Raw genomic sequence first — 15,676 nt, 5'->3', positions numbered from 1 at the left:
CACAGCTTCCATCTGCCAAGTCCCAGTTGGTAGTTCGGGCTCTACTACGACGTATAAGCCAGCTTGACGCAGGGCCGGACGAAGAATCGACTCCGTCCGGCCCTTTGTTGTTCGGCGGTGGTCGACCGCGAATTTGGTTGCCTCTGCACAGAATTGAAGTTTGCGTCGTCGTTGCATCCGGAAGCATCGACCGGTTTGCTACCTCTTTCTCCGAGGTTTTGCAGCCGTGCCGCAGTAGCGTTGTTGCCATTGGAAGCACGCACTAGGGGGAGACAACGATGTCCAGAGATGACAATGTCGAAACAACGAAGAAGGGGTACGCCGCTTTTGCGGCAGGCGATCTCGAAGGAGCACTGCAGGCCTTCGACGACGACGTCGAGTGGATACAGCCCGGCAAGAGCACTCTCAGCGGGACGTATCACGGCAAGGGTGAAGTGGTCGAGCTACTCGGGAAGATCGCGGGGAAGCAGTTCGGGACGAAACCCAATCGGATCATCGCCGATGGCGATGTCGTCGTCGCGCTCACCGACGTCACCATCGAGGGTGAAAGCACCACTGGTGCCGACGTGTTCACGTTTCGTGACGGCAAGATCGTCAGGACCGAGTCCTTCGGCGACACTGCCGTGATGGAACGCATCTTCGGCACGAAGTAGCCGTCACGGGTTTGCCGGAGGCCGGGTGGTCATCGTCAAATTTGGCGAGATCGACGTGGCTGGGCTATGCGGACTGCGGTCCGAATACTATTCTCAAGACATGACTCAGAAGTTGGACGCCAGACTCAGTCAGTTCGCTCCCGCCGTCTTGAGCCTGTTTCGGGTGATCTGTGGGCTGGTGCTGCTCACCCACGCCACGTCCCACCTGTTCGGATGGCCCACGGGTACCGGAGCTGCGACCGGTTCCTGGCCCTATTGGTGGGCCGGCACCCTCGAGATCGTCATGAGCGTACTGATCACCATCGGATTGTTCACGCGAATAGCGGCGTTCATCGCCTCCGGCGCGATGGCGTTCGCGTACTTCACCCAGCACATGCCCACCGACTTCTGGCCCATCGTAAACAAGGGCGAGCCCGCCGTGCTGTTGTGCTTCGGGTTCTTCCTGCTCGTCTTCATCGGCGGCGGCGCCTATGCCATCGACGCCTGGCGACCTTCGAGATAGCTTCCGCGGTCAACCGTCGAGCCGCAGATCCTTGCGGAAGCGCTTCATGCCGTCGATCTTGTCGGCCAGAGAAGCCTGCGGCCCGGAGTAGAACATCCACGGCATCGTGATGGTGCCCGTGATGCCCGCAGCTTCGGCCCGCTCGAAGTGCTCGGGCGTGAACGCATCGGTCAGCGGCGTCAAGACTGTGAAATCGTCCATCGACAAACCCCTTTCGGCACGCATCTCCCGAACCTTGTCGACCGATGCGATGGCGCGATCGGTGGTGATCAGGTCGCCGATCCAGCCGTCGTTGCGGGCCGCGCGGCGCAGTGCGATGTCGGACAGGCCTCCGACGTAGATCGGAATGTGCGGCGGGGTGGGTTCCATCTCCAGGCGCGGCGTGGAGTAGAACTCGCCGGCGAACTCGGTCCAACCCGGCTGCCAGAGCTTTCGCATCAACTCCAGCATCTCGTCGGTGCGCTTGCCGCGGCGGTCGAACCGCTGGCCCATCAATGTGAATTCCTCTTCACACCAGCCGACGCCGATCCCGAGTTCGAGTCGGCCATCGGCAAGACAGGCCGCGGTGCCGATCGCCTTGGCGGCCGAATACGGGTCGCGCATCGCGGGCAGGTAGACAGTGGTGACGAAGCGCAACCGGTTGGTGACCAAGGCGATCGCCCCGATCATCACCCAGGGGTCGGGCCAGTGCGTGAACGCCTCCCACCGCCGCGAACCGTCCTTGGTGTAGGGATACGGCGTCTGGAGCGTCTGCAGGTTGATCACATGATCGGGTATGCCCATCCCGTCGTAGCCGAGATCGTCTGCAGCTCTGGCGACTTCGATGACTTCCTTCGTATCGAGGAAGGCCGTGCTGACGTAGAATCTCACGCGGTTCGGATCCCCGGGTCGCTTCGCTCTCCCCCGCAAGCGGGGGGACCCCCAGGGCCGTCGTCGCGCGCCCACGAGGGCCTGATGAACACGCCGTCGGCCTGCACGGTCCAGCCGTCGGTGGTGCCGAGATAGCCGCGCGCGTATGTCTTGATGCCCTCGGTCCTTTCGATGAACGCCTCGGCACGCAATGGGCCAAGTGGCGTGCCGCGCAGGTAGCGCAGCGTGATGGTGCCGGTGAAGAGCGGCTTCGTCAGACCATCACTGGCCGCTTCCCCGAGAATGTGATCCAGCACCAGCGCGCAGATGCCACCGTGGACCAAACCCGGCGGTCCCTCGTAGGCCAAGCCAAGACTGAACTCGGCCCAGCAGTGACCGTTGTCCTGGTGGATGTCCATCGGGGGCGCGATCGCATTGCGCAGCCCCACGGCCGGATTGGCCCATGCCAGGGGCCTGCCCGTGTCCGCGTGCCGCAGCGTCGAGGTCTGTTCGCGCTGCGCGGCGCGCAACCGCTCGGTGACGGCTTCGATGGCGGCCTGCGCCTCGCGCACTCCTGCCTCGTCGACGTCGGTGCGGATTCCGGCGTCGATGAGCTCACGCATCGCCTGGGTCAGCGGCCCGTGCAGCGCACGCAGCCGGTCGTACTCGTCGGCCGCGATGAGGTCGAACGGGAAGTCCATGCTCATTCGCCGAAGACCCTGCGCACCACTGCCTTTGCGCGGCGGGTGACCCGGAGGTAGTTGTCCAGGAACTCGCTGCCGTCGCTGCTGTCCCAACCCGCCGCCACCGCAACGGCGTTGAGCTGGCGACCGGGCCCCGGTAGCTGATCGGTCGGCTTGCCGCGCACCAGCACCAACGCATTGCGGGCGCGCGTCGCCGTCAGCCAGGCCTGGCGCAGCAGGTCGACGTCACCTTCTGCGATGAGTTCCGCCGCACCGATCGCGTCCAGCGTGTCCAGCGTCGACGTGCTGTGCAACGCGAGAATCTGGTGCGCGTAGCGGAGTTGGAGCAGCTGGACCGTCCACTCGACGTCCGCAAGGCCGCCCCGGCCCAGCTTGGTGTGGGTGTTCGGGTCCGCACCACGCGGCAGGCGTTCGGCGTCGATGCGCGCCTTGAGCCGCCTGATCTCCTGCACCGCCGCAGGTGACACCCCGCCGGGTGGGTAGCGGGTCTCGTCGATCATCAGCAGGAACCGCTGCCCGAGGTCAGCGTCGCCGGCGACGCAGTGGGCCCGCAGAAGCGCCTGGACCTCCCACGTGTGGGCAAACCGCGCGTAGTAAGCCTCGTAGGAGGCGAGGGTCCGCACCAGCGGACCGTTGCGCCCCTCGGGCCGCAGGTTCGTGTCGACCTCCAACGGAGGGTCTGCGCTCGGCGTGCCGAGAACCTTGCGCACCTGTTCTGCGATGGTCACCGCCCAGCGCACCGCCACGGATTCATCTGCGTCGCCGACGGGTTCGCACACGAACATGACGTCAGCGTCGGAGCCGTAGCCCAATTCGCCGCCGCCGAGCCTGCCCATCCCGATCACCGCGATCCGGGCGGGCGCCCCGACGGCCGGGGTGTTCGCACGCACGACGACATCCAAGGCGGCCTGCAGTACCGCGATCCATACCGAAGTCAGAGCCCGGCAGACGTCGGTGACCTCGAGCATTCCCAACAGGTCGGCAGAGGCCACGCGCGCCAGCTCGCGGCGGCGCAGCGTTCTCGCCGCCGCGATCGCTCGCGGTGGTTCCCGGTGCCTGCCGGCCGATGCCACCAGCGCACGGGCCAGACCTTCGGGTTCAACCTCGAGCAGCTTCGGGCCAGACGGGCCGTCGGCGTATTGCTGGATCACCTCGGGGGCGCGCATCAACAGTTCTGGGACGAACGCCGACGTGCCGAGCACGTGCATCAACCGCTTGGCCACCGCACCCTCGTCGCGCAGCGAGGCGAGATACCAGCGCTCGTTGGCGAGTTCCTCACTGATGCGCCGGTAGGACAGCAGTCCCGCATCCGGGTCGGGGGTGTCGGACAGCCAGTCCAGCAGGGTCGGCAGCAGCACCTGCTGCACGCGGCCACGGCGGCCGCTGCTGCTCGTCAGGGCGGCCAGGTGGGTCAGCGCGCTCTGCGGCCCCTCGTATCCCAGTGCGGCGAGCTGACGTTCGGCCGCCTCCGCCGACATGCTCGTGGAGAACTCGACGGCCGATCCTTCGACCGACTCCAGCAGCGGCTGGTAGAAGAGCTTGGCGTGCAGGCGTGACACCCGCAGGCTCTGGCGTTTGAGTTCCTCGCGCAAGACGCCCAGCGCATCGTGCTGACCGTCGGGCCGCATGTGCGCGGCGCGGGCCAGCCACCGCATGGCCTCCTCGTCGTCGGACTCGGGGAGCATGTGGGTGCGTTTGAGTCGCTGCAACTGCAGGCGGTGTTCGAGGAGTCGCAGAAACTCGTAGGACGCCGTGAGGTTCGCGGCGTCGTCACGCCCGACGTACCCGCCGGCGCTCAACGCGGCGAGCGCGTCGACCGTGGATGCGACGTGGAGGGACTCGTCGTTGCGGCCGTGGACCAGTTGCAACAACTGCACCGCGAATTCGACGTCCCGCAATCCACCCGTGCCGAGCTTGAGTTCGCGGTCCCTGACCCCGGCGGGCACCAGCTCTTCGACGCGACGGCGCATCGCCTGGACCTCGGAGACGAAGTCCTCCCGCTCGCGGGCCGTCCACACCATTGGCGCGAGCGCTGCCATGTACTGGTTCCCGAGCTCAACGTCACCGACCGCGGGCCTGGCCTTCAACAGCGCCTGGAACTCCCACGTCTTGGCCCACCGTTCGTAGTACGCCACATGGGATTCCAGGGTGCGGACCAGCTGGCCGCGCTTGCCTTCCGGCCGCAGCGCCGCGTCGACCTCGAAGAAGGCGTCGGCAGCGAACCGCATCATCTCGCCGGCCACCCGGGTGGTGATGGCCAGATCCTTCGGGGCCGTCCCCGCCGTTACGAAGATGACGTCGACGTCGCTGACGTAGTTGAGCTCGCGTGCGCCACACTTGCCCATCGCGATGACGGCCAGCCGTGGCGGCGGCGCGTCGTCCCTGCAGACGGCCCTGGTCGCGACGATCAGGGCCGCGCCGAGTGCGGCGTCGGCGAGATCGGCGAGGTGGGCGCCGACCGTCGGGAAGGGCACGACGGGCTCGTTCTCGACCGTCGGCGCCAGATCCAGCCCGGCGAGGACGAGCAGCCGGTCCCGGTAGAGGACTCGCAAATCGTTTGCGTCGGAGGATTTCTCGGCCAGGCCCGCAAAGGCGTCACGTAGATCGACGGCGGACGGCAGCGCGACGGCACCCGCCAGCAGGTGCCACGACCGCGGCTGCGCGACGAGATGGTCGCCGAGCGCCACCGACGAACCGATCACACCGAACAGTCGGCCGCGCAAGCCGCGGTCCTTGACCAGCGCACGGTTCAGCTCGTCCCAGTCGCCACCGAGCGCGTCGGCGAGTCGCACCATCGTGCGCAACGCCGTGTCGGCGTCGGGCGACCGGGACATCGACCACAACAGCTCGACGTGTGCGTCGGTATTCCAGCCCAACCTGGCCAGATCGGCACGGGCGGGTGGCTCGACCAACCCCAGTCTGCCGACGCTGGGCAGCGTTGGTCGCTGCGTCGCGGGTTTGACCACGTCCAAGACGGTATCTCGTGAGACTACAAAGACAGGTAGGCCTTGAGCTCGAACGGCGTGACGTGGCTGCGATAGTTCTCCCACTCGGCGCGCTTGTTGCGCAGGAAGAAGTCGAAGACGTGCTCTCCCAGCGCTTCGGCGACCAGTTCGGAGTTCTCCATTTCGCTGAGCGCGACGCCGAGGCTGCTCGGTAGCTCCTTGTACCCCATGGCGCGGCGTTCCTCGGGGGTCAGGTTCCAGACGTTGTCCTCCGCCTGAGGCCCCAGCACGTAGTTCTTCTCGACCCCGCGCAGACCTGCCGCCAGCAGAACCGCGAACGCCAGATACGGGTTGCAGGCCGAGTCGGGGCTGCGGACTTCGATCCGCCGCGACGACGCCTTGCGGGGGGTGTACATGGGCACCCGGACCAGTGCGGACCGGTTGGCGGCACCCCAGGACGACGCGGTCGGAGCCTCGCCGCCGTGGACCAGGCGCTTGTATGAGTTCACCCACTGGTTCGTGACGGCGCTGATCTCGCTGGCATGTTCGAGGATTCCGGCGATGAACGACTTGCCCACGGGCGACAGCTGCAGCGGGTCGTCCGGGGTGTGGAAGGCGTTGGTGTCACCTTCGAACAGGCTCATGTGGGTGTGCATCGCCGAACCGGGGTACTCGGCGAACGGCTTGGGCATGAACGACGCCCGCACGCCCTCACCGAGCGCGACCTCCTTGACGACGTATCGGAAGGTCATCACGTTGTCGGCCATGGACAGCGCGTCGGCGTACCGCAGGTCGATCTCCTGCTGTCCGGGCGCGCCCTCGTGGTGGCTGAACTCGACCGAGATGCCCATCTGTTCCAGTGCCTCGATGGCGTGGCGACGGAAGTTCGGTGCCGAGTCATGGATGGTCTGGTCGAAGTAGCCACCGTTGTCTGCCGGGATGGGCGGGGCGTCGTCGGCGCCGGGCTTCAGCAGGAAGAACTCGATCTCGGGATGGACGTAGCAGGAGAAGCCGAGATCGCTGGCCTTGGCCAATTGCCGCCGGAGCACGTGTCGCGAGTCCGCCCACGACGGCGATCCGTCGGGCATCGTGATGTCGCAGAACATGCGTGCGGAGTGGTGCTTGCCCGCACTCGTCGTCCAGGGCAGCACCTGGAAGGTCGACGGATCGGGGCGGGCGACGGTGTCCGATTCCGACACCCTGGCAAAGCCCTCGATCGACGAACCGTCGAAGCCGATGCCCTCTTCGAAGGCACCCTCCAGTTCGGCGGGCGCGATTGCGACGGACTTGAGGTATCCGAGCACGTCGGTGAACCACAACCGGACGAACCGGATGTCACGCTCCTCGAGCGTCCGGAGCACGAATTCCTTCTGCCGATCCATGTGCGAAGCGTAGGCAAAGGCTGTTAATTCCGTGTTACGCGCCTGCTAGCACTGAAGTTCTCGTGGCTTGACCGAGTCGACGAGGAAGGCAACGACCGCAGGATCCACGCACGCGTCACCGTTGAAGACCACGGTGTGCTGGGTGCCGTTGAACGTGATCAGGGAGGCGTCCATTTCCCGCGCCAGATCGACGCCGGCTTGGTACGGCGTGGCGGGATCGTGGGTGGTCGACACGACGACTACCTTTCCCGGCCCCGGCGAGATCGCGTCGCCCGGTGCCGAGGTCGGCGGCACCGGCCACATGGCGCAGGCGTCTTTGGGAGCCAAGCCAGTGAACTCGCCGTAGGCCATGAACGGCGCCACGAGGCGGGCTTGGCGGTCGGCTTCGGCCCATACCGCGGGATCGGTCGGGTACGGCGAGTCGACGCAGCGGATCGCGGTGAACGCGTCCTGCTGGTTCGAGTACTGCCCGGCGGCGTCGCGCTCCTGGTAGTCGTCGGCCAGCAAGAGCAGGTCGCCCGCGTCGGTGCCGCGTTCCAAGCCGAGCAGCCCGCTGGTGAGGAACTTCCAGTAGCGCTGCGTGTACAGCGCGTTGACGGTGCCCGTCATCGCGTCCTGGTAGCTCAGCCCGCGCGGATCGGATGTCCGTCCCGGCTGCAGAACCAGCGGATCGACCAGCTGGTGGTACCGCGCGACGAACTGCGTCGGGTCCTGACCCAGGGGACAGTCGGTCGACTGTGCGCAGTCCGCGGCGTAGTCGTCGAAGGCGGTCTGAAACCCGGCCAGCTGACGGAGATTCTCGGCCACGGGATCGGAATTCGGGTCGACGGCGCCGTCGAGCACCATGGCGCGCACGCGATCACCGAACAGTGCGGCGTACCTTGCGCCGAGCTCGGTCCCATAGGAGTACCCGAGGTAGTTGATCTGGTTCTCCCCCAACGCCGCCCTCACGACGTCCATGTCACGTGCCGTCGACGCCGTGCCCACTCCTGCCAGGAACTCCTGGCCGGTTCGGTTGATGCAGTCCTGGGCGATCTGCTGGTAGATCTGCTCGATGTGGGCGATGCCCGAAGGGGTGTAGTCCGTCATGGGTTCGCGGCGGTAGGCATCGAACTCGGCGTCGCTGCGGCAGCGGACCTGTGGGGTGGAGTGCCCGACGCCGCGGGGGTCGAATCCCACCAGATCGAAGCGGCGGCCGATGTCGGTGCCGGCGAGGTTGACCGCCATTCCGGCGACCGTGTCGACGGCCGATGCACCAGGACCGCCGGGGTTGACCATCAGCGCCCCGATGCGGTCACCGGTGGCAGGTACTCGGATGACCGCCAACTGTGCTTGGGGCCCATCGGGTTTCGCGTAGTTGACTGGGACGGCCACCATCCCGCACTGTGCGGTTTGAATGGCGGCGATGGAGCCGATGAAACCGGCGCAGCTGCCCCATACCGGTGCCTGACCGTACTGCAGCGTCGTCTGACCTTCCGGAGACGCCCACGCGGTGGGGCCGGTGAAGGTCGACACCATCAGTAGTGCGAGCAGCGCCGCGATCAGCCTGCCCACCAACCACATGGCGAACATGCTTGCACGCGGCGGGCTCCCAGGCACGCTCGGGTGCGAGCAGAGACTGGTCGTTGATCAGACGGTGACCCGATGGTGACCTAGGTAACCCTCACCGGGCGAAACCGATTGGCGGGCTTGGCCCGTCAGCACCGGGCGCCAGGCGGCGGCGGCACCACGTCGATGAGGTACTTGGCGGCGATGTCGTCGACGCAGGTGTTGCCCTGGAAGACCACCGTGTGCTGGGTGCCCTGGAACGTCAGCAACGAACCGCCGAGTTCCTTGGCCAGGTCGACACCCGCCTGGTACGGCGTCGCGGGATCGTTCGTCGTCGACACGACCAGGATGGGCGGCAGACCGGCCACCGAGATCTGGTGCGGTTTGGAGGTGGCGGGCACTGGCCAGAACGCGCAGGTGCCCAACGGGGCATCACCGGTGAACTCGCCGTAGCTCATGAACGGCGCCACCTGGCGGGCACGGCGGTCTTCGTCGATCACCTTGGCGCGATCGGTGACCGGAGGTTCGTCGACGCAGTTGACGGCGACCCGCACGTCGGTCGAGTTGTTGTAATGCCCTCGCTCGTCGCGGCCCATGTACAGGTCCGCCAGCGCCAGCATCGTGTCGCCGCTGCCGTTCTTGATTTCGGAGAGGGCCTGCGTCAGATGGCGCCAGAGATTCGGTGAGTACAGCGGCAGGATGGTGCCGACGATGGCGTCGCTGTAGCTCAGCCCGCGCGGGTCCTTGGTCTTGGCCGGGTTCTGCACCAACGGCTCGACGAGGCTCTTGTAGACGTCGACGGCCTTGGCCGGGTCGGTGCCCAGCGGGCAGTTGGCACTCTTCGCACAGTCCGCGGCATAGTCGTTGAACGCGGTCTGGAAGGCGGCGGCCTGACGGATGTCGGCCTCGGTCGGGTCGGCGTTGGGGTCGACGGCGCCGTCGAGGATCATCGCGCGGACGTTCTGCGGGTAGGCCTCTGCGTACGCAGACCCGATGCGGGTGCCGTACGAGTAACCGAGGAACGTCAGCTTCTGGTCGCCGAGCGTGGCGCGAATGGAGTCGAGATCCTTTACCACGCTTGCGGTTCCGACGTTGGCAAGAAACTCGTCACCCATCTTCTCGCCGCACCGCGCGACGAAGTCCTTTGTCTCCGACTCGATGTGTGCGACACCCGCCGGCGTGTAGTCGACCTGGGGGTCCGCCCTGAGCTTGTCGTTGTCTGCGTCCGAGTTACACCACACCGCCGGGGTGGACAATCCCACCCCACGCGGATCGAAACCCACCAGGTCGAAGCGCTGCCGGATCGACTCCGGTATGGCGCCGACCAGCGAGGCGGCGGCCTGGACACCCGACTCACCGGGACCTCCCGGGTTGACGACCAGCGAACCGATCTTCTGCCCGGTCGCCTTGAACCGGATCATCTCGATCCGTGCGACGTCGCCGTCCGGCTTCGTGTAATCGACCGGCACCGAGAGCATTCCGCATTGGGCGCCCGCAGGAATGCGAACGTCCGACGACGTGAGGTCACACTGCGACCAGTCGACCGGCGATCCCGGCCTGGGCGCTGCGATGACACCGCGCCCATCGACCAACTTGCTGCAGCCGGCCACCAGCAGCACTACCATGGCGGCCGCGAGGACCCCGCGTCTGAGGTTCATGGCTGTCCATGCTGCCATGGACAGCCATCAGCCCAGTTGAGGGCGCCCCGTGGCTAGTGCGTGGCGCTGATCAGCTCCTTCAAAGCCGCGGCGAAGTCGTCGGCCATGTCCCACAGATCCGGCAGCAATTCGGGGCAGGAGATCAGGCCGACGTCGAGTGTGCCGTTGAGTGACATCACCGTGATGTTCAGCCCCGAGCCGTGGAAGATCGGTCCGAGGGGATACATCGCCTTCAACTGTGCGCCCATGAAGAACAGCGGCACCTGTGGTCCCGGCACGTTGGAGACGACCAGGTTGTGCACGGGCAGGGCACTGGTCAGCCGGCTCGACGCGTATACGCGCATTGCGACGCCGAACACCGCGGGAGCTGCGAATTGCGACCAGTCCTGCAGCAGCGTCGCGCCGATTGCCGCACTGTGTTGTTTGGCAACGGAATTCGCGTCGGCGATGGCCTTCAGTCGCTGACCTGGGTCCTCGACGTTGGTCTCCAGGCTGGCGAACATCCCAGAAACCTGGTTGCGGCCGGGCCGGTCGGACTTTTCGTGCACGGACACCGGAACCATGGCGACGAGGGTGCTGTCGGGTAGCTCGTCGCGGTCGAGCAGAAACTTGCGCAGCACCCCGGCCACCAGCGCCAACACCACGTCGTTGACCTTGACGCCGAAGTGGTTCTTGACGGTCTTGATGTCCTCGAGGTCGAGTTGCGCGAATGCGACGTTGCGGTGCCCGGTGACAGTGGCGTTGAAGCGCGTCTTGGGTGCGGCGAACGGCGCCGCCATGGTCAATCCGCTACGCGCTCGCCTGACGGTGTCGACCACCGTCGAGAGCGTGGAGGGCAGCACGTTGAAGAGCTTGAGCGGGCGGGTGGCGTATTTGATGGCGCCGCTGACCGCGATCTCCAAGTCCGATCCGCCGCCCACGCCTTCGACCGGATCCGGCGGTGGGGCGTCGGCCTCGGTGGTGCACAGCTGCGACATGAGATTCGCGCCGGTGACGCCGTCGACTCCCGCGTGGTGCACCTTGGTCATTACCGCGAGTCGGCCGCCGTCGTGCGCATCGGTGCCCGCGACGTTCTCGATCACCCACATCTCCCACAGCGGTCGACTGCGATCCAGGTTGAGCGAGGCGATGTGCCCGCAGATCTCCCCCAGTTCGACGCGGCCGCCGGGTGCGGGGAGACCAATGCGGTGCAGGTGTCTGTCGACGTCGAAGTCCTTGTCCTCCACCCACACCGGGTGATCGAGGTTGAAGCGGTTGTCACCGAGCTTCTCGCGGAACTCCGGCATCGCCTTGATGCGCAGACTCAGCTCGTCGCGCAGACGGTCGAAGGTGTAGCCGCCCGGGATGGTCGAGGTGTCGATCTCGAGGATCGAACACACATGCAAGGGCTGCGCTGGAGTTTCGAGATACAGGAAGCTGGCGTCAAGTCCGCTGAGCCTTTGCATCCGCCGATGTTAGGCCCGCCGGCCGTCCAGGTGTGAGGAACCGCACTACACCAAGAGTTCATCTTCTCGTGCGTGAGTGGCACACTTTCATTGTCAGACGACCCGGGGACCCGGATGGGCCTCGAGGAACGAATCGACGAGATTAGGGACAATGATGTCTGAGCAGACGGTTTACGGTGCTGCCACCGCCAGCGGGCAGGAGCGCAGCGACCGGGGGATCAGCACAGCCTCCAAGCCCCGCACATCGGCCGAATCGGCCGCTTCGCAAGCTCCGCGGACCAGGGTCCGTACGCACCACTTGCAGAAGTGGAAGGCCGAGGGCCACAAGTGGGCCATGCTGACGGCGTACGACTTCTCCACCGCCAGGATCTTCGACGACGCCGAGATTCCCGTGCTGCTGGTGGGCGATTCCGCGGCGAACGTGGTCTACGGCTACGACACCACGGTGCCGGTGACGGCCGACGAGCTGATTCCCCTGGTGCGTGGTGTGGTGCGCGGCGCCCCACACGCGCTGGTGGTGGCCGATCTTCCGTTCGGCAGCTACGAGTCGGGCCCGCAGCAGGCGCTCGCCACGGCGACGCGTTTCATGAAGGAGACCGGCGCCGCCGCGGTGAAGCTCGAGGGTGGCGAACGGGTCGCCGATCAGATTGCGACGCTGACACAGGCCGGCATTCCGGTGGTCGCGCACATCGGCTTCACCCCGCAGAGCGTGAACGGCCTCGGCGGATTCCGCGTCCAGGGTCGGGGTGACGCCGCCGAGCAGACGGTGCACGACGCCATCGCGGTGGCGGAGGCAGGGGCGGTCGCCGTGGTGCTGGAGATGGTGCCCGCAGAACTGGCCACCCAAATCACCGGCAAGCTGACCATCCCGACGGTTGGCATCGGCGCCGGCCCCAACTGCGACGCGCAGGTCCTGGTCTGGCAGGACATGGCGGGGATGACCGCGGGCAAGACGGCGAAGTTCGTCAAGCGATTCGGTGACGTCGGCGGTGAATTAAGCCGTGCGGCAACGCAATATGCCAATGACGTGGCGACCGGCACCTTCCCTGCCGAGGAGCATTCCTACTAGTCAGCCGGTGAACTCGGGCTTGCGCTTGCCGAGGAAGGCGGCGATGCCCTCCCTACCGTCGGCGCCGTCGGCGTTCTCGGAGATCAAGCGCGCCTCGTGGTCCAGCTGCTCCTCGAAACCCGAGGCGTAGGTGGTCAGCAGGAGCTTCTTGACTGCGGAGTTGGACTTCCTTGCGCCAGTGGCGATCCGGGCCGCGAGCTGGTCCAACTTGGTGGACAGCTCCGCATCGGGGACGACGGCGGTCACCAGACCCCACTCGAGCGCCTCGGCGGCCGACAGCACTCGGTTGGTGATCATCAACTCCTGCGTCCTGCGCAGGCCGACGAGGCGCGGCAGCAGATACGACGAGCTGCCGTCGGGGCTGAGGCCCGCCTTGGTGTAGGCCATCGTGAACGACGCCGACTCGCCGGCGAGAACCAGGTCACCCGACACCCCAAGCGGGAAGCCGGCCCCGGCGGCCACTCCGTTGACGGCGGTGATCAGCACTGCGTCCATCCGTGCGAACGTCGCCATCGCGCGGTGCAGGTCGTCGGCGAGGCCCTTGACGTAGGCGCCCGCACTGGCGGCGGCCGCCATGGCCTTGAGATCTCCGCCCGCGCAGAAGAACTTGCCTGCGCCCGTGAGCGTGACCACCTTCGTCGCATCCGTGTCGCACAGCGCCGCTGCCGCGGCCAGCTCGCGGGTCAGGGTGTCGTTCATCCCGTTCGCGGCGTCGGGCCGATTGAGAACGATGCTGGTGACGGTTCCGGACTTGGCGAACTTCAGCGTTTCGAAATCGGTCATGGCGAAACGCTATCTCACGGTTTTCGGGTTTACGCCCTCACCACGATGTGTAATGCCGCGCATTGGGGCTCGCAGGCGCCCTTGGCTGCAGCCGTACACAGGCGACGTCGTCCGTTCACCTCAATGTGGCAATCTGTTCACGGATTTTGAGGAAAGAGACTGCTGCCCAACCGAAGGTGAACATGCCAGCTGACAAGCGCAAACCGTCCCGGTACACGGAGGTCGAGCGCAAGTTCGCAGTCGTCGAGGGCACCGTCTCCCCGTCGTTCGAGGGTCTGTCGTCCGTCGCCCGGGTGGGACGCTCGCCGGTGCAACGACTCGACGCGGTGTACTTCGACACCCCCGGACAGGACCTGGCCGCGCATCGCGTCACGCTGCGCCGCCGAACCGGCGGACCCGATGCCGGCTGGCACCTCAAGCTTCCCGCCGGAGCCGACTCCAGAACCGAGATCCGCACGCCCCTCGGTGAGGCAGGCCGTCCCGATGAGTCGGTACCCGACCAGCTGCGCGACGTCGTCCTCGCGATCGTGCGCGACCACCCCCTGGCCCCGGTGGCGCGGATCTCGACCAACCGCACCGTCGACGTCTTGTACGGGCACGACGGCGCGGCGCTGGCCGAGTTCTGCGATGACACGGTGCACGCGTCGGCCGAGAACAACGGGGAGCCGCAGGAGTGGCGCGAATGGGAGCTCGAGCTCGCGGAGGGAGCCAGCGCCGAAAGCGGCCCCGCTCTGCTGGACCGGCTGGCGAACCGCCTGTTCGACGCAGGTGCCCAACCCGCCGGGCACGGGTCGAAGTTGGCGAAGGTCTTGCAGACCCCCGATCACGGGCCGGCACCGCGCGCCGAGGACCCGGTGCATCGCGCGGTGGCCGACCAGATCGAAGAGCTGCTGGTGTGGGACAGGGCCGTGCGCGCCGACGCATGGGACTCCGTGCATCAGATGCGAGTGGTGACCCGCAAGATTCGTAGCCTGGTGAAGGGGTCCGAGGAGTCGTTCGGGCTCTCCGAGGACTCCCCCCTTCTCGACGAACTTCGGGAGCTGGCCGGGGTCTTGGGCGTGGCCCGCGACGCCGAGGTGCTCGCCGAGCGATACGAGCGGGCATTGGACGAACTGCCCACCGAGTTGGTCCGTGGACCGGTCCGCGAGCGACTGGTCGACGGTGCCAAACTCCGTTACAGGGCCGGGTTGAGACGGTCGCTGACGGCGATGCGATCCGAGCGCTACTTCCGCATGCTCGACTCGCTCGACGCACTCAGATCAGCTGAACCCGCGGCGACCACCACGGGCGAACCACCCAGGCAGACGACCGTCGAGTCGGCGTACCGGAAGGTTCGCAAGGCGTCGAAGGCGGCGCAGTCCGCCAAGGCGTCGGCGGAGGCGTCCGCCGCGGAGCAGGACAAAGCCCTTCATCGAATCCGCAAGCGCGCCAAACAGCTTCGCTACACCGCTGCCGCCACGGGGGCGAGCGGAGTTGCGGACGGCGCCAAGACCATCCAGACGCTGCTCGGTGACCATCAGGACAGCGTGGTCAGCCGCACGCACCTTTCGCGCGAGGCGGTTGCCGCGCACGCGCTGGGCGAGGACACCTTCACCTACGGCCTGCTCTTTCACCAGGAGGATGAGCTGGCCCGGCGTTCGGAGGAGCAGCTGGGCGCCGCGCTCAAGAAGCTGAAGCGCTCGGTGCGCGACGCATAGCGCCAGGGGGCGGACGAGTTGGCCTGTAAGCCGGATTCTGTCCCGTGCGCCTCCGGAGACCGGAGATGCACGGTGGCGACCATCCATCTGGACACACCGTCACCGGGTGCCTCGAGCGGCCTACCCGCAGGCTTGGGCGAGCAGCCCTCGAACGTCTGCGCAGCCGCAACCAGGTTGCGACCTTCTTGGCCTTGCTTCGGGTGGGGTTTGCCTAGCCACTCCGGTCACCCGGAGTGCTGGTGCGCTCTTACCGCACCGTTTCACCCTTACCACCCCTTCGCCCTAGAGCTCCGTGGTGGCGGTCTGTTCTCTGTGGCACTGTCCCGCGAGTCACCTCGGATTGCCGTTGGCAATCACCCTGCTCTGTGAAGTCCGGACTTTCCTCGAAGTCCAGGCGAACCTGGGCTCCGCGGCCGCCCGGCCAACTCGTCCGCGCGATCA

The 15,676-nt window shown here is 66.6% G+C and carries 12 protein-coding genes and 1 other RNA gene; 4 read left to right on the top strand and 9 right to left on the bottom strand.

The features are described 5' to 3' along the window. Window positions 1–278: 278 nt before the first annotated feature. Window positions 279–653, top strand: coding sequence for a nuclear transport factor 2 family protein (locus QOI01_RS32050; RefSeq protein WP_526387588.1), 375 nt, complete (start codon window positions 279–281; stop codon window positions 651–653). Window positions 654–753: 100 nt separating this feature from the next. Further along, window positions 754–1,155, top strand: coding sequence for a DoxX family protein (locus QOI01_RS32045; protein ID WP_526387586.1), 402 nt, complete (start codon window positions 754–756; stop codon window positions 1,153–1,155). A 9-nt stretch (window positions 1,156–1,164) separates the two neighbouring features. Here the strand turns inward: QOI01_RS32045 and QOI01_RS32040 are convergent, their stop codons facing one another. The 7 genes from QOI01_RS32040 to QOI01_RS32010 form a co-directional block, all read right to left on the bottom strand. After that, the gene (locus QOI01_RS32040; protein WP_526387584.1) at window positions 1,165–2,025 is read right to left on the bottom strand and encodes a TIGR03619 family F420-dependent LLM class oxidoreductase; all 861 of its coding nucleotides are present in this window, start codon (window positions 2,023–2,025) and stop codon (window positions 1,165–1,167) included. Then, entirely contained in the window at window positions 2,022–2,705 is a 684-nt protein-coding gene (locus QOI01_RS32035) for a PaaI family thioesterase (protein WP_526387592.1), read from the bottom strand. The genes QOI01_RS32040 and QOI01_RS32035 overlap by 4 nt, the downstream gene beginning before the upstream one ends. A gap of 2 nt (window positions 2,706–2,707) precedes the next feature. Beyond that, the gene (locus tag QOI01_RS32030) at window positions 2,708–5,674 is read right to left on the bottom strand and encodes a bifunctional [glutamine synthetase] adenylyltransferase/[glutamine synthetase]-adenylyl-L-tyrosine phosphorylase (RefSeq protein WP_526387582.1); all 2,967 of its coding nucleotides are present in this window, start codon (window positions 5,672–5,674) and stop codon (window positions 2,708–2,710) included. A 23-nt stretch (window positions 5,675–5,697) separates the two neighbouring features. Further along, entirely contained in the window at window positions 5,698–7,035 is a 1,338-nt protein-coding gene (locus tag QOI01_RS32025; protein WP_526387580.1) for a glutamine synthetase family protein, read from the bottom strand. Window positions 7,036–7,080: 45 nt separating this feature from the next. Further along, window positions 7,081–8,607: an alpha/beta fold hydrolase gene (locus QOI01_RS32020; RefSeq protein WP_526387578.1), complete on the bottom strand. Its 1,527-nt coding sequence runs from the start codon at window positions 8,605–8,607 to the stop codon at window positions 7,081–7,083. Window positions 8,608–8,732: 125 nt separating this feature from the next. Then, a complete protein-coding gene (locus tag QOI01_RS32015; RefSeq protein WP_526387576.1) occupies window positions 8,733–10,241 on the bottom strand; it encodes an alpha/beta fold hydrolase in 1,509 nt (502 codons plus the stop codon). A 53-nt stretch (window positions 10,242–10,294) separates the two neighbouring features. Beyond that, window positions 10,295–11,686 carry a WS/DGAT/MGAT family O-acyltransferase gene (locus tag QOI01_RS32010; RefSeq protein ID WP_526387574.1) on the bottom strand — a complete coding sequence of 464 codons (1,392 nt, stop codon included), beginning with the start codon at window positions 11,684–11,686 and terminating at the stop codon, window positions 10,295–10,297. A 154-nt stretch (window positions 11,687–11,840) separates the two neighbouring features. Between QOI01_RS32010 and panB the strand changes: the two genes are divergently transcribed. Further along, entirely contained in the window at window positions 11,841–12,755 is a 915-nt protein-coding gene (gene panB / locus QOI01_RS32005) for a 3-methyl-2-oxobutanoate hydroxymethyltransferase (RefSeq protein ID WP_526387572.1), read from the top strand. On the opposite strand, the gene QOI01_RS32000 is transcribed toward panB, so the two are convergent. Next, the gene (locus QOI01_RS32000; RefSeq protein ID WP_526387571.1) at window positions 12,756–13,538 is read right to left on the bottom strand and encodes an enoyl-CoA hydratase/isomerase family protein; all 783 of its coding nucleotides are present in this window, start codon (window positions 13,536–13,538) and stop codon (window positions 12,756–12,758) included. A gap of 182 nt (window positions 13,539–13,720) precedes the next feature. Here QOI01_RS32000 and QOI01_RS31995 point away from each other — a divergent pair, with 182 nt between their 5' ends. Next, complete coding sequence (locus QOI01_RS31995) at window positions 13,721–15,235, top strand: CYTH and CHAD domain-containing protein (protein WP_526387569.1); 1,515 nt, start codon at window positions 13,721–13,723, stop codon at window positions 15,233–15,235. A 10-nt stretch (window positions 15,236–15,245) separates the two neighbouring features. Here the strand turns inward: QOI01_RS31995 and rnpB are convergent. Next, an RNA gene (rnpB, locus tag QOI01_RS31990) (RNase P RNA component class A) lies at window positions 15,246–15,664 on the bottom strand. Window positions 15,665–15,676 lie beyond the last annotated feature (12 nt).

Source organism: Mycobacterium sp. (assembly GCF_032162605.1).
Classification (GTDB): Bacteria; Actinomycetota; Actinomycetes; order Mycobacteriales; family Mycobacteriaceae; genus Mycobacterium.
This window is presented reverse-complemented; position numbering and strand designations above follow the sequence as displayed.